The sequence below is a fragment of the Streptomyces sp. NPDC001292 genome (assembly GCF_042896465.1).
Taxonomy (GTDB): domain Bacteria; phylum Actinomycetota; class Actinomycetes; order Streptomycetales; family Streptomycetaceae; genus Streptomyces.
This window is the reverse complement of the sequence record NZ_JBIAXG010000006.1, coordinates 18601-30724: the sequence shown is the minus strand read 5'-3', so window position 1 is coordinate 30724 and position 12124 is coordinate 18601. Positions and strand designations below refer to the sequence as shown.

General features: G+C 70.0%; 12 protein-coding genes, 1 tRNA gene and 1 pseudogene. 9 read left to right on the top strand and 5 right to left on the bottom strand.

Going from position 1 to position 12124, the window contains the following annotated elements; genetic code table 11:
* Positions 1–131: 131 nt before the first annotated feature.
* Positions 132–770: an ATP-binding protein gene (locus ACFY4A_RS09270; protein ID WP_390828795.1), complete on the bottom strand. Its 639-nt coding sequence runs from the start codon at positions 768–770 to the stop codon at positions 132–134.
* Positions 771–839: 69 nt separating this feature from the next.
* A complete protein-coding gene (locus ACFY4A_RS09265) occupies positions 840–1667 on the bottom strand; it encodes a glycerophosphodiester phosphodiesterase (RefSeq protein WP_390828794.1) in 828 nt (275 codons plus the stop codon).
* Between the two features lie 257 nt (positions 1668–1924).
* On the opposite strand from ACFY4A_RS09265, the gene ACFY4A_RS09260 reads away from it, so the two are divergent.
* From ACFY4A_RS09260 to ACFY4A_RS09245, 4 genes are all read left to right on the top strand, one after another.
* Complete coding sequence (locus ACFY4A_RS09260) at positions 1925–3361, top strand: S1C family serine protease (RefSeq protein ID WP_390828792.1); 1437 nt, start codon at positions 1925–1927, stop codon at positions 3359–3361.
* A 62-nt stretch (positions 3362–3423) separates the two neighbouring features.
* Positions 3424–3508 (top strand) — tRNA-Ser (locus ACFY4A_RS09255).
* Between the two features lie 316 nt (positions 3509–3824).
* Positions 3825–4064, top strand: a complete 240-nt coding sequence (locus tag ACFY4A_RS09250; protein WP_390828791.1) for a hypothetical protein — start codon at positions 3825–3827, stop codon at positions 4062–4064.
* Between the two features lie 675 nt (positions 4065–4739).
* Entirely contained in the window at positions 4740–5978 is a 1239-nt protein-coding gene (locus ACFY4A_RS09245; protein WP_390828790.1) for a hypothetical protein, read from the top strand.
* A gap of 7 nt (positions 5979–5985) precedes the next feature.
* On the opposite strand, the gene ACFY4A_RS09240 is transcribed toward ACFY4A_RS09245, so the two are convergent.
* Entirely contained in the window at positions 5986–6168 is a 183-nt protein-coding gene (locus ACFY4A_RS09240; protein ID WP_390828789.1) for a hypothetical protein, read from the bottom strand.
* A 274-nt stretch (positions 6169–6442) separates the two neighbouring features.
* Between ACFY4A_RS09240 and ACFY4A_RS09235 the strand changes: the two are divergent.
* Both ACFY4A_RS09235 and ACFY4A_RS09230 read left to right on the top strand, forming a co-directional pair.
* A pseudogene (locus ACFY4A_RS09235) lies at positions 6443–6550 on the top strand (excisionase family DNA-binding protein); the annotation flags it as partial.
* A gap of 104 nt (positions 6551–6654) precedes the next feature.
* On the top strand, positions 6655–6948 hold the full coding sequence (locus tag ACFY4A_RS09230) for a hypothetical protein (RefSeq protein WP_390828788.1): 294 nt from the start codon (positions 6655–6657) through the stop codon (positions 6946–6948).
* A 73-nt stretch (positions 6949–7021) separates the two neighbouring features.
* On the opposite strand, the gene ACFY4A_RS09225 is transcribed toward ACFY4A_RS09230, so the two are convergent.
* Entirely contained in the window at positions 7022–7681 is a 660-nt protein-coding gene (locus ACFY4A_RS09225; RefSeq protein ID WP_390828787.1) for an NADPH-dependent FMN reductase, read from the bottom strand.
* Positions 7682–7828: 147 nt separating this feature from the next.
* Positions 7829–8713 carry a bifunctional DNA primase/polymerase gene (locus ACFY4A_RS09220; protein ID WP_390828786.1) on the bottom strand — a complete coding sequence of 295 codons (885 nt, stop codon included), beginning with the start codon at positions 8711–8713 and terminating at the stop codon, positions 7829–7831.
* 362 nt (positions 8714–9075) lie between these two features.
* On the opposite strand from ACFY4A_RS09220, the gene ACFY4A_RS09215 reads away from it, so the two are divergent.
* From ACFY4A_RS09215 to ACFY4A_RS09205, 3 genes are all read left to right on the top strand, one after another.
* Positions 9076–9387, top strand: coding sequence for a hypothetical protein (locus ACFY4A_RS09215; RefSeq protein WP_390828785.1), 312 nt, complete (start codon positions 9076–9078; stop codon positions 9385–9387).
* A 318-nt stretch (positions 9388–9705) separates the two neighbouring features.
* On the top strand, positions 9706–10263 hold the full coding sequence (locus tag ACFY4A_RS09210) for a SigE family RNA polymerase sigma factor (protein ID WP_390828784.1): 558 nt from the start codon (positions 9706–9708) through the stop codon (positions 10261–10263).
* A 117-nt stretch (positions 10264–10380) separates the two neighbouring features.
* Positions 10381–12036: a long-chain fatty acid--CoA ligase gene (locus tag ACFY4A_RS09205; RefSeq protein WP_390828783.1), complete on the top strand. Its 1656-nt coding sequence runs from the start codon at positions 10381–10383 to the stop codon at positions 12034–12036.
* Positions 12037–12124: the final 88 nt, after the last annotated feature.

Below are 12124 nucleotides of genomic sequence, written 5' to 3'. Positions count from 1 at the left end.
GTTCACGCCGTCAACGACGGGACCCTGTGGACGCGGCGGGGCAGCGGTGGGCAATGCCGGGGAGTGGGGACAGCCGGCCGGCCCGCGCCCCCGCCCGGGGTCCGGCCCGGGCGCGGCGCACGCGTGCGTGTTCAGTCCAGGTCGCCGAAGGCGTCCGTGAAGCCGAGGTCGGGCAGGGCCGACACCGGCGGTGCGGTGATCCGGGAGGCGAAGTCGTCGCGACGGTGACCGGCATCCGGGTCGTGCACGTCGTCGTGGACCACCACCCATACGGTGACCTCGCCGCCGGCGCCGTCCCGTACCCCCCAGTCGTCGCAGAGGGCGGTGATGATGTTCAGCCCGCGGCCGCCGTGCGCGGTGACCGAGGGGGTGGCCGGGGACGGGCGGGTCGGGCCGCCGCCGTCGGTCACCTCGACGATCAGCCTGCCGCCCGCGTCCACCCGCCACGCGGCCCGGACGTCGCCGTCGCCGGCCAGGGCACCGCGCAGCGGCCGGCCGTGCTTGCAGGCATTGCTCAAGAGTTCGGAAAGGATCAGTACGGCGTCGTCGACGACCGATTCCGCCACGCCACCGCTGCGCAACTGATCACGCATCAGGTGTCTTGCTTCCCTCACGCCCGCAGGGCCATGGGGTACGGCCATGCTCGACGACGTGGGCACCTCCTGTGCCACCACCAACGCCACCCCCGAGACCTCCTTCGCCCCACGCCACGGTGTGGATGCCCCACCGGCCTGCGCCGGAAACCGGCCGATCCGCGTCCGGCGACGCATTCGGGACGGCCGATCACGCACCGAACGCGCCGGAGCACTCCCTGTCATCGCCGCTGGACCGGCGGCCGGTCAGCGGCCGAGCCGGTGCAGGACCGCGCGCGGACGGTTGGTGATGATGGCGTCCACCCCCAGGTCCACGCAGAGGCCGACGTCCTCGGGTTCGTTCACCGTCCACACGTGCACCTGGTATCCCGCCTGCTTGAGCCGCTCCACGTACGTCGGCTGGTTGCGCACGATCCGGATCGAGGGCCCCGCGATCCCGACCCCGGCCGGCAGCCGCCCGTCCCGCAGCCGCGGTGAGACGAACTGCATCAGATAGACCGTCGGCAGCGCAGGCGAGGCCGCCCGCACCCGGTGCAGCGAGCGCGCCGAGAAACTCATCACACGCACCGGCGACGTCGCGGCCGAGGCCGGGGCGTCCAGTCCGAACCGCTTCAGGAGCGTCAGCAACCGCTCCTCCACCTGCCCGGCCCACCGCGTGGGGTGCTTGGTCTCGATGGCCAGCTCCACCGGCCGTCCGGCATCGGCGACGAGTTCGAGCAGCCGCTCCAGGGTGAGGACGGAGGTGGCCTCGGGGTCCTCGGGCCGCACCTCCCAGTCCGGCTCCTCGACCCGGCCGCGCCAGGACGCGCGCGTGCGCCAGGAGCCGAAGTCCAGCGCGGCGAGGTCGGAGAGCTCCAGGGCGGACACCGCTCCCCGGCCGTTGGACGTACGGTTGACGCGGCGGTCGTGCACGCAGACGAGATGACCGTCCGCGGTCAGGCGCACATCGCACTCAAGGGCGTCCGCGCCGTCCTCGATGGCCTTCCGGTAGGCGGCCAGCGTGTGCTCCGGGGCGGCCTCGGAGGCTCCGCGGTGGGCGACGACTTGGATGTGGTGCTGCCGTGCGTGGGTCACCGCGTCATGGTGCCACCGCGGCGGAGTGGGCGGGACGGCGGAGAGCCGTCGATAATGTGTCTGTTTCATGTGAGATGACCCATATAAAGAATGCACTCGAACCCACAGCAACGGCTTATGGTGCTCTGACGGCCCGTGGGAAAAGCTGACTACGTACACCTGCACATGCACAGCTGGAGCGCGCCGGGTCGCCGGCGGCCTGACGAGCGTGACCGAGTGCGACCGACAACAACAGCCGTGGACCAAGGAGAAGAGCTGTGAGCACCGAGAACGAGGGCAACACGGTACCCCCGGCGCCGTCCGCACCTCCCGTGCCGGTGGAGACTCCCGCTGCTTCCCCGCATCCGGCCGCCCTCCAGGGCGGCCCTGCCGCACCCCCGCCCCCGGACGCGCCTCCGCACGTCCCGGGAGCCCACGGCGGGGTCGGCGGGTCCGCACCGCAGGGCCCCGGCTCGCCGGTCGACGGCTCCTGGCCGCCTCCGTCCCCCACCGCGCCCGCCTACGCGGACGGCGGCGCGGGAGGCTCCGGCTGGGGCGACGCGTACCAGCAGCACCAGCCCGCGCCCAAGCCCGGCGGCCGGCGCGGCGGCCTGGTCGCCGCGGTTCTGGTGGCCGCGCTGGTCGCCGGCGGCCTGGGCGGCGGCCTCGGCTACACACTGGCCAGGAACGACGACAGCAGCTCCACCACGGTCTCCGCCTCCGACACCGGCGCCTCGCAGATCAAGCGCGACCCGAGCTCGATCGCGGGGGTGGCCGCCAAGGCCCTGCCGAGCACGGTCACCATCGAGGCCGAGGGAACCGGCGGCCGGGGCGGCACCGGCACCGGCTTCGTCTTCGACACCCAGGGCCACATCCTCACCAACAACCACGTGGTGGCCGAAGCCGTCGACGGCGGCAAGCTCAGCGCCACCTTCCCGGACGGCAGGAAGTACGACGCCGAGGTCGTCGGCCACGCCCAGGGCTACGACGTCGCGGTCATCCGGCTCAAGAACGCCCCCTCGGACCTCAAGCCGCTCGCCCTCGGCGACTCCGACAAGGTGGCCGTCGGCGACGAGACGATCGCCATCGGCGCGCCCTTCGGCCTGTCGAACACGGTGACGACCGGCATCATCAGTGCGAAGAACCGTCCCGTCGCCTCCAGCGACGGCGGCTCCGACAGCAAGGCCTCCTACATGAGCGCCCTGCAGACGGACGCCTCCATCAACCCGGGCAACTCCGGCGGCCCGCTCCTCGACGCGCGCGGCGCGGTCATCGGCATCAACTCCGCCATCCAGTCCGCGGGCAGCGGCGGCCTCGGCGGCGCCGGCCAGTCCGGCTCGATCGGCCTGGGCTTCGCCATCCCGATCAACCAGGCCAAGTACGTCGCCCAGCAGCTCATCAAGACCGGTAAGCCCGTCTACGCCAAGATCGGCGCGTCGGTCTCCCTGGAGGGCACGACCAACGGCGCCAAGATCACCGCCCAGGGCGTCAGCGGCTCCGACCCGGTCGAACCGGGCGGCCCCGCCGCCGAGGCCGGCCTCAAGCCCGGCGACGTCATCACCAAGCTCGACGACCGGGTCATCGACTCCGGCCCCACCCTCATCGGCGAGATCTGGACCCACAAGCCCGGCGACAAGGTCACCATCACCTACAAGCGCGGCGGCAAGGAGCACACCGCGGACGTCACCCTCGGCTCCCGCATCGGCGACAGCTGATCCCACGCGCGCCTGCCAACCCGTTAGTCTTGTCCCCGCGCCGTCGCGCACGAGCGGCGCGGGGTGGGTTGCCCGAGCGGCCTAAGGGAACGGTCTTGAAAACCGTCGTGGCGCGAGTCACCGTGGGTTCAAATCCCACACCCACCGCGCACGTGAACGGCCCCTGACTAGTGCTTATGGTCGGGGGCCGTTGCCATGTCCGGTGCCCGCCCGGCACCGCTGTTCCCCCCTGGTTTCCCGCTCGATCGGGCACGGGTGGGCACGCGGGGGGCATGGCTCACGGCCAGGTGCTCGCCACGAATCGGGGCTCCGCAAGAGCTGTTGTGGCCTTGGTCGTCTTCGTCAACGTGAGCGCTGGGTCATCTGAAGAACCGCGGCTCGGGGCAGATCTCCAGGGCATCGTCCGGCCGGTCCGCCCATTTCCACCAGGCGTGCCCATCGGCACACCTCCACAGCGACCGGCATGCCCGCCCATCGCCGTCCCGCCCGACTTCAGCGGCTGAGTGCACCCGGGACAGGACATGGTGTCGGTCATGTGACGGCGCACTCCGAATCGGGATTATCGACTGATGGGGATCTCATAGACGATCTCGCAGTGCGCGGCAGGCACCACGATGTGATGAACGGCCGCACCCTCTGGGCGGTCGTACGCAGAACGGTCCCCACGACGGGCGATGTCGGGGGACCGGGCCATCAGCGATAGGAGCTGACCAGCGTGCTCAACCGTATCCGCCGTGCCCTCTCCCTCACCAGCGGCCCCGGATCTCTCCAGGGCCTCCGGTCTGTGCGCACTCGGCAGGATTCGGACCTGCAATCTTCTGATCCGTAGCTCTATCCGATGCCACGTCAGGCGTACGGGGACAGGAGTTGGGGAAGTTGCCGTGGCCGGTGCTCGAAGCGGCGGTGTCAAAGGATCTCCGTGACGAGCCACGTGCCGTCGACCTTCGCCAACGCGCTTCTGCCTTCGGCAGATTGGCGCGCTCCTGAGCGGTCAGTGGCCTCAAAAGTCTTCCAGTGCCTGGGAACACGTGTCGCTCTCCCCGGGGCCCGAACCGCACGTCTCCGCGCGAAACCGCCTTCTGGAACCCCGCAGGTTGCGTTGGACTTTGGTTACGGTTGACGCGTAGTTACCTGGCGAATCGCGCTCAGCGCTTCCGAGTGCACCGTCACCGAATGGTGTCGGTATGGAACTGGCTGCCGCCGTGAGTGCGCGTGCGGTGTGTCGCTGGCGGCTATTCAGGCGAGGATCTCTCGGTTGAATTGCGATCGTAGCTGGGCGTGTTGCCTTCCCGTCGATTGATCCGACATGAATCATTTCTGTCGGTGTTCCGGTACCACCTACGGGAACGACACTCGCGATCCGCCCGAAGGAGCCCCGATGCGTCTGAGCATCTCTCGTATCGCCCCCATTCTCATGGGACTCATCCTCGCCGCTCTGGGCGTCGTTACGCCACCCGCTACCGCACAAGCTGCCACACCGGGTCCGGACCTACTCGGGGTGTCGCAGTCGGCTACGGCGCCTACCAGCCCAGTGCTCGGCACTCCCTCCGCCAAGGCAAGCAGAACCACTCGTGCCACCAGCCGGGCGCTGATTGTGAACGTGACCAGCTGCAAAGAGAGCGACCTGCAAGCCGCGATCGGCGCTGTCGCCACAGTGGGCGGCACGGTCAACCTCAGGCGCGGCTGCACCTACACCCTCACCGACGCCGCACCGCCCAACGACGATAACGGACTACCAGTCATCAAGAATAAGGTCACGATCAACGGACGTGGCGACACCATCACCCGAGCCGCAACCGCGGCCAATTTTCGTTTCTTCGAAATCGACGGCACCAATGGAAACCTCACTCTCAACGACCTGACCCTCAGTAAAGGTCACGCGTCCACTAGCCTTGGCAACGGCCGAGGCGGTGCCATCTGGCTCAACGGCTCCGGTGCCGCACTGAAGCTGAACAACACCAGCCTCACCACCAACACCGCCGACACCTTTGGCGGGGCCATCGACAACGACAACGGCACGGTGAGCGTCAACAGGAGCACGCTCCGCAACAACAGGGCGAGTTCCGGCGGGGCCGTGTTCGTCAACCCATTCGGAGGTTCCGGCAAGGTGACCTTCGACAGAACCAGGATCACCGGCAACCACGCAACCAACCTGGCTGGCGGGATCGCCGCCGCCGTCGGCACGACGGTGACGCTGATCAGCACCCGAGTCACTGACAACGACGTCAGCGGTACCAATGCGCGGGGCGGCGGCATCGCGCAAGCCGGGAAAATGACGCTGAAGAAAAGCGAGGTCATCGGCAACGCCATCACCGGTAACAATGCGCAGGGCGGAGGCATCTATAACCTTTCCGGCACGGTGAAGCTCACCAAAAGCCCGGTCACCGGTAATACCACCAACGGCACGAACTCCCGCGGTGGCGGCATCTTCAATACGGCCTCCGGCACGGTGGCTCTCACCCGAAGCCCGGTAACCAAGAACCGGGCGCTGGGAACAGGTGCAACCGGTGGCGGCATCTTCAACGCCAGCGGCACGGTGACGCGGATCGCCAGCCCCGTCGCCCGTAACCGGCCCAACAACTGTGGTAGCCCCAGCACCGTACCCGGCTGCTCCTAGGCCGGGCTCACAGGTGCCATGCGCTGAGCTTGCTCAACGCCTCGGCGCGCTCCTCAATGACCTTCATCCGGGCGCGCCGCTCGGCTTCATGGTGGTGGGCGTCCTGGGCTGTGCTCTGTCCGGGCCACTTGCGGTGGAGCAATCCGCATTCCTCGATGAACCATCCGGTGCTCACGGCGTTCAGGGCCATCAGGAGGCCGGTGTCCTCAGAGGCTGGGAGCTCCATCCAACCGCCCAACGCGGTGACAAGGTCGCGCCGTGCGCACAGCGTCGCCGCATGCACCTGCGCCCGGTAGTCGTGTGTTCGCCACCGTTCCAGGACGGCACCTTGAACAATCGGTCCGGCCGGGGGTCGCCCTCGAAGCCGGCGAACCGTCTGGCAGTGGGTCGAGGACGCGTGAGGTCGTCCAGGCGACCTCGCTCTGTTCGGTCAGGACGGTGATGTCTCGGAGTACGGCGCTGGGGAGCGGCGGATCACCTTCGTGAAGGTCGGCCGCCACGTGCGCATCCCCGAGAGCGCTGTGAACGCGTTCGTGGCTGCCAACGCCGTGAAGCCGATCGCCCTGCGTCCGGTGTCCCGTCCGGCCGCTTCCAAGTCCGCTGCCCGGGACCGGACGGCGTTCTGCGGCCAGCGGATCGGACGTTTGCCACGTCGATGGATGCTGACCGATGGCTCATGCGGAAACGTATCGAGATCGAGGAGGGCCGCTGGCTTGACCCTGCCGAGGGGCAGACGACCGTGCGGGACTGGGCCGCTCGTTGGCGGGCTGCCGTCGCTCCACAGCTCGAGCACACGACGCAGGCGTCGTACCGGTCGCTGATCAACTCGCGGAGCAATCCGGTGCTCGGTAACCGTGAGCTGTCGAGTCTGCGGCCGATCACGGTCACGCAGATCATGGCCTCTGCCCTGGACAACGACCTGATCTCGCAGACTCTGTGCCGTGGCGTTCGGCTTCGCATGACCTGCTGATCGTGCTACTCGCCTTCGCCGGTCTGCGCGTGGGGGAGGCGTTCGCGCTTCGGCCTGCGGCCAACTCGTGGCATCACGACTCGGCCCGTTGGGTGATGGCTGCCTCGGTGCGGTCTCCCAGGAACTCGTACCACCGGCGTTCCAGGCAGACGTAGCGCACGTCCGCTTCGACGAGGCTGAGGAAACCCGACACGGTCTCGGTGAGACGTTGCTGCAGCCCCGGGTCGGTCAGCGTTCCGTCCTCGGCGAAGGCCTGGTAGCTGTTGGCCAGGCTGAACATGTCCGGGTAGACGCGGGTGCCCAGGTGCTCCAGGGGAATCCTCAGAGCCCACAGCCCGCGGTTGCCGCCGACCAGGGACGGCGAGGCGGAGACGAGCATCGCATGCTTGTTCTTGAACGGCTGCGGCCGGACACGGGAGACCCAGTCGATCGCGTTCTTCAGCACTCCCGGTACGGAGGCGTTGTACTCCGGCGAGGAGATGACGAAGGCGTCGCTCTGCTCGAGTCGGTCGCGCAGGCCGAGGGCGCCGTGCGGCAGCCCTTCGGTGGCCTCCATGTCGCCGTCGTACAAAGGCATGTCGAACTCGTGCATGCCGGCGAGGTCGACGGTGGCACCAGTGTCGGAGATGAGCCGGGCCACGAGGGAGGCCAGGCGTGCGTTGGCCGAATCGGTCCGCAGTGCCGCGCCGAAGACCAGGAATCGCAGCGGGCCGGGAGGCGTGTCCGTGGGCATGGATCCGTCCTTCCGTCGTGGGTACGCGCCTCCAGCGGGGGCGCCCCACTGACCAGTGTGGTTCCCGGAGCGCCGCCGTGCGACCGACAGCCGGAGCCGGGCAGGCCGATGACGCGGCGCCGCCCGGAGTCGTTCTCGTCGGGGGCCTCAGGGCCGGTGGCCCGTCAGGCGGGCTGCGGAGGCTATGGTCGCGCGGGCCTCGTGTTCGGGCAGGCCGGTGTGGAGGGCCGCGTCGACCAGGGGCTCGACGAGAGAGGGGCCGATGCCGTCCTCGTAGGCGCGGCAGGCGGCCCAGAACAGGCGCGTGTTGCGCTGGCCCTCGTGGGCGCCCAGGACGAACTGCACCAGCCCATCGCCGTGCCGTCCAGCCGAGGCCGGTGCGGGGTGGCGGGCGGTGCGGGGCGGGGGGAGCAGGAGGCGCAGGAGCGCGCGCGGGCAGGGTGCCGGGGCGAGGTGCGCGGTGCCGGGGGCGGTGGCGTAGACGCCGTGTCCGGTGCGGGAGCCGGGGCCGACCAGGTAGCCGCCCGCGCCGCGGATGTCGATGCCGGGGGCCAGGCGGCCGGCCGAGTTGGGGACGACGACGTCGGGCGGCCCGCTCAGCCACAGATGGCGCCCGCCGCTGGGGGTCAGGATGACCACCGTGGCGGGGATGGTGAACAGGTGGCGCAGGGCGAGCTCACGCAGGGCCGCCGAGGCGTCCATGCCGGTCTTGGTGTCCAGATCGACGCCGATCAGATGGTGCGGGGGCAGTCCGCAGGCGATGCCGTAGCCGGTGGCCCAGGGCGCGGCGGCGAACAGTTCCCGGATCCGGGCCGGGTCGGTGGAGGCGTCGTACACCCCGTGGCCGAAGCGGCCGCACTCGCCGTGGCAGGGCGGACCGGGTGGGCCCACCGCGGTGGGGCCGTCACGGTGCGGGGAGCGCAGGGCCGGGAGTTTCGTCCGGGACAGGGGGATGACGGCCAGTCCGCGTTCGGCGGCTGACAGGGCGTGCGCGAGGGCCAGCGTCGTGGCCTGCCGGTCGATGGTGGCCATGCCCTTATATTCGTACACGCGTTCGAAAAAAGGAAGGGGCGGGTGCTGCGCGCCATGGGGTGGGGTTTTCGTGCGGCTTCCGGAGGGGTGTCTCAGCCTTTGCGGCGCTTGGGGAGCGGCGGTCCGCGTCGCCCCCATGGAGGCTACTGAGGCAGGAAAGGTGGTGAAAGGGGTTTATCGACTTGTTCTCACGCTTGAGTGCGAATCAGTCGCTCCGGGGTGTTCGCCGGGCTCCGGTGGGCAACTCTGATCTCGCGACGTCGTGAGAAAGCCCGGGCGGTCGGCCAACTGCCCAGGTGAAAACCGTACTTCACGTACTCCCGGCAAGGCAGCCGGTGCGTACCTCGTACTGGAGGAGCAACATGGCAAGCATCCGTACCGCCCGTGTTCTCGCCGCCGCCGCGGCCATCCCCCTCGCCGCGGCGCTCTTCACCGGTGTCGCGGCCGCGGACGCGGGAGCCATCGCGGGCGACGGATCGAACGCGGGCGTCGCGGGCCTCGTCGGCAGCGGGGTCGGCCACGACAACAGCGGCAACTCGTCCACCACGCAGCAGCAGGCGGTCGGTTCGGGCGCCTCGAACCAGAGCAACACCGCACAGGTCAACCGCTCCGCGTTCACGGCCATCCAGCAGGGCAACGCGAACGTCGCCATCCACTTCACCCGTCTGTGGTGAGCCGGGGTGGGCCGGCGCGCACTCTGGGGACCCGCCGGCCCTGACCCCCATGGTGGGTGTGCTCGTGGGGACGTAACACACCTCTGCGCGGCGGTGCTTCGGCGCCGCCGCGCAGACGTGTTCCGTGCGACCGTGGCAGGGGGCCCGGTCGCCCGGGACGCCGTCCAGGAGTCCCCCAGGGGTGAACCCGCAGTGCACACGGTCCGTTCCTCCACCTTCAGGAGGTGCGGTCAACCCCACCCCTACAACCTGAGGCGGACTCGGCTGCGGGACCTGCGGGCGATCCGCGGGAGCGAGTGCCGCTCCTAGCGTGGAGCCATGACCACACCCGTCCGCACCAGCGTGTCGAAAGCCGCCGTACCGGCGACCGGGACTCCGGCGTACCCGTCCTTCGCGTCGTACGTGCGGGACCGGCAGCCGGTGCTGCTGCGCACCGCCCGGTCGCTGACCGCGAACCCGAGCGACGCGGAGGATCTGCTGCAGACCGCGCTCATCAAGACGTACGTGGCGTGGGAGCGGATCGAGGACCACCGGGCGCTCGACGGCTATGTGCGCCGCGCGCTGCTGAACACGCGCACCTCGCAGTGGCGCAAGCGGAAGGTCGACGAGTTCGCCTGCGACGAGTTGCCCGAGCCGGAGCCGGTGCCGGGCGCGACCGACCCGGCGGAGCAGCAGGCGCTGCGTGACGCCATGTGGCGGGCGATCATGAGGCTGCCCGCCCGGCAGCGGGCGATGGTCGTCCTGAGGTATTACGAGGACCTCTCCGAGGTGCAGACGGCCGAGGTGCTCGGAGTGTCCGTGGGGACGGTGAAGTCGGCGGTGTCGCGGGCGCTCGGCAAGCTGCGGGAGCACGCGGAACTGGGGCCCGTGCGCTGACCGTTGGGGAACGTTGCGTGATCGATCATCCGGGGCTAGTGACATACCGCACGGTATGTGAGCAGAATCAGCGCAGCCCTTACCGCCGCGTAGGCGACGCTGCCCCGGGAGGACGCCGTGCTGAGCACCATGCAGGACGTACCGCTGCTGATCTCGAGGATCCTGGCCCACGGGTCGACGATCCACGGGGCGTCGCAGGTGATCAGCTGGACCGGTGACAGCGAGCCGCACCGCCGCTCCTTCGCCGGGATCGGAGAGCGCGCGGCCCAGCTGGCGCACGCCCTGCGCGAGGAGCTCGGGGTCGCGGCCGACGACCGGGTCGCCACCCTCATGTGGAACAACGCCGAGCACGTCGAGGCGTACTTCGCGATCCCCTGCATGGGCGCGGTGCTGCACACCCTCAACCTGCGCCTGCCCGCCGAGCAGCTGGCCTGGATCGTCAACCACGCCGCCGACCGCGTCATCATCGTCAACGGCTCCCTGATCCCGCTGCTCGGCCCGCTGCTGCCGCACCTGAAGACGGTCGAGCACATCGTCGTCTCGGGCCCCGGCGACCGCACCCCGCTCGACGGCTCCCACGCCCGGGTGCACGAGTACGAGGACCTGATCGCGGCCAAGCCGGTCACCTACGACTGGCCCGAGCTGGACGAACGCCAGGCCGCCGCCATGTGCTACACCTCCGGCACCACGGGCGACCCCAAGGGCGTGGTCTACAGCCACCGTTCGGTCTACCTGCACTCCATGCAGGTCAACATGAGCGAGTCCATGGGTCTGACCGACCGGGACACCACGCTCGTGGTCGTCCCGCAGTTCCACGTCAACGCCTGGGGCCTGCCGCACGCCACCTTCCTGTCCGGCGTCAACCTGCTGATGCCGGACCGCTTCCTTCAGCCGGCTCCCCTCGCCGAGATGGTCGAGCGGGAGAAGCCGACCCACGCGGCCGCCGTGCCCACCATCTGGCAGGGGCTGCTCGCCGAGCTGGCCGCCCGGCCCCGCGACGTCTCCTCCCTCACCCAGGTCACCATCGGCGGCTCGGCCTGCCCGCCCTCCCTCATGGAGGCCTTCGACCGGCTGGGCATGCGGGTCTGCCACGCCTGGGGCATGACCGAGACCTCCCCGCTCGGCACGGTGGCCCGCCCGCCGGCCCACGCGGTCGGCACGGACGAGGAGTTCGGCTACCGCCTCACCCAGGGCCGCTTCCCGGCCGGCGTCGAGGCCCGCCTGACCGGACCCGGCGGCGAACGGCTCCCCTGGGACGGCGAGTCCGCGGGCGAGCTGGAGGTCCGCGGCCCGTGGATCGCCGGCGCCTACTACAACGGTCCCGGCGCCGAACCGCTCCGCCCGGCCGACAAGTTCAGCGAGGACGGCTGGCTGAAGACCGGCGACGTCGGCACCATCAGCCCCGACGGCTTCCTCACTCTCACCGATCGGGCCAAGGACGTCATCAAGTCGGGCGGCGAGTGGATCTCCTCCGTCGAGCTGGAGAACGCCCTGATGTCCCACCCGGACGTCGCCGAGGCCGCCGTCGTCGCCGTCCCCGACGACAAGTGGGGCGAGCGCCCGCTGGCCACCGTCGTCCTCAGGGAAGGCGCCACCGCCGGATTCGAGGCACTGCGCGCCTTCCTCCAGGAGGAGCGCGGGATCGCCAAGTGGCAGCTCCCGGAACGCTGGACGATCATCGAGGCAGTTCCGAAGACCAGCGTCGGCAAGTTCGACAAGAAGGTGCTGCGCAGGCAGTACGCCGCCGGAGAGCTGGACGTCACCCGGATCTGACCGCGAACCGGACGGCACGCGCACGCGTACTCGTGTGGGGCGGGGAGCACCGAGGCTCCCCGCCTGGCGTCGTAGGGACGTGGGCCAG

Excerpts from the sequence above, each read along its gene's own strand:
- ACFY4A_RS09270 (WP_390828795.1), bottom strand. The coding sequence starts at position 770 with ATGCGTCGCCGGACGCGGATCGGCCGGTTTCCGGCGCAGGCCGGTGGG.
- ACFY4A_RS09250 (WP_390828791.1), top strand. The coding sequence starts at position 3,825 with ATGCCCGCCCATCGCCGTCCCGCCCGACTTCAGCGGCTGAGTGCACCC.
- ACFY4A_RS09245 (WP_390828790.1), top strand. The coding sequence starts at position 4,740 with ATGCGTCTGAGCATCTCTCGTATCGCCCCCATTCTCATGGGACTCATC.
- ACFY4A_RS09240 (WP_390828789.1), bottom strand. The coding sequence starts at position 6,168 with ATGGCCCTGAACGCCGTGAGCACCGGATGGTTCATCGAGGAATGCGGA.
- ACFY4A_RS09230 (WP_390828788.1), top strand. The coding sequence starts at position 6,655 with ATGCGGAAACGTATCGAGATCGAGGAGGGCCGCTGGCTTGACCCTGCC.
- ACFY4A_RS09225 (WP_390828787.1), bottom strand. The coding sequence starts at position 7,681 with ATGCCCACGGACACGCCTCCCGGCCCGCTGCGATTCCTGGTCTTCGGC.
- ACFY4A_RS09220 (WP_390828786.1), bottom strand. The coding sequence starts at position 8,713 with ATGGCCACCATCGACCGGCAGGCCACGACGCTGGCCCTCGCGCACGCC.
- ACFY4A_RS09215 (WP_390828785.1), top strand. The coding sequence starts at position 9,076 with ATGGCAAGCATCCGTACCGCCCGTGTTCTCGCCGCCGCCGCGGCCATC.
- ACFY4A_RS09210 (WP_390828784.1), top strand. The coding sequence starts at position 9,706 with ATGACCACACCCGTCCGCACCAGCGTGTCGAAAGCCGCCGTACCGGCG.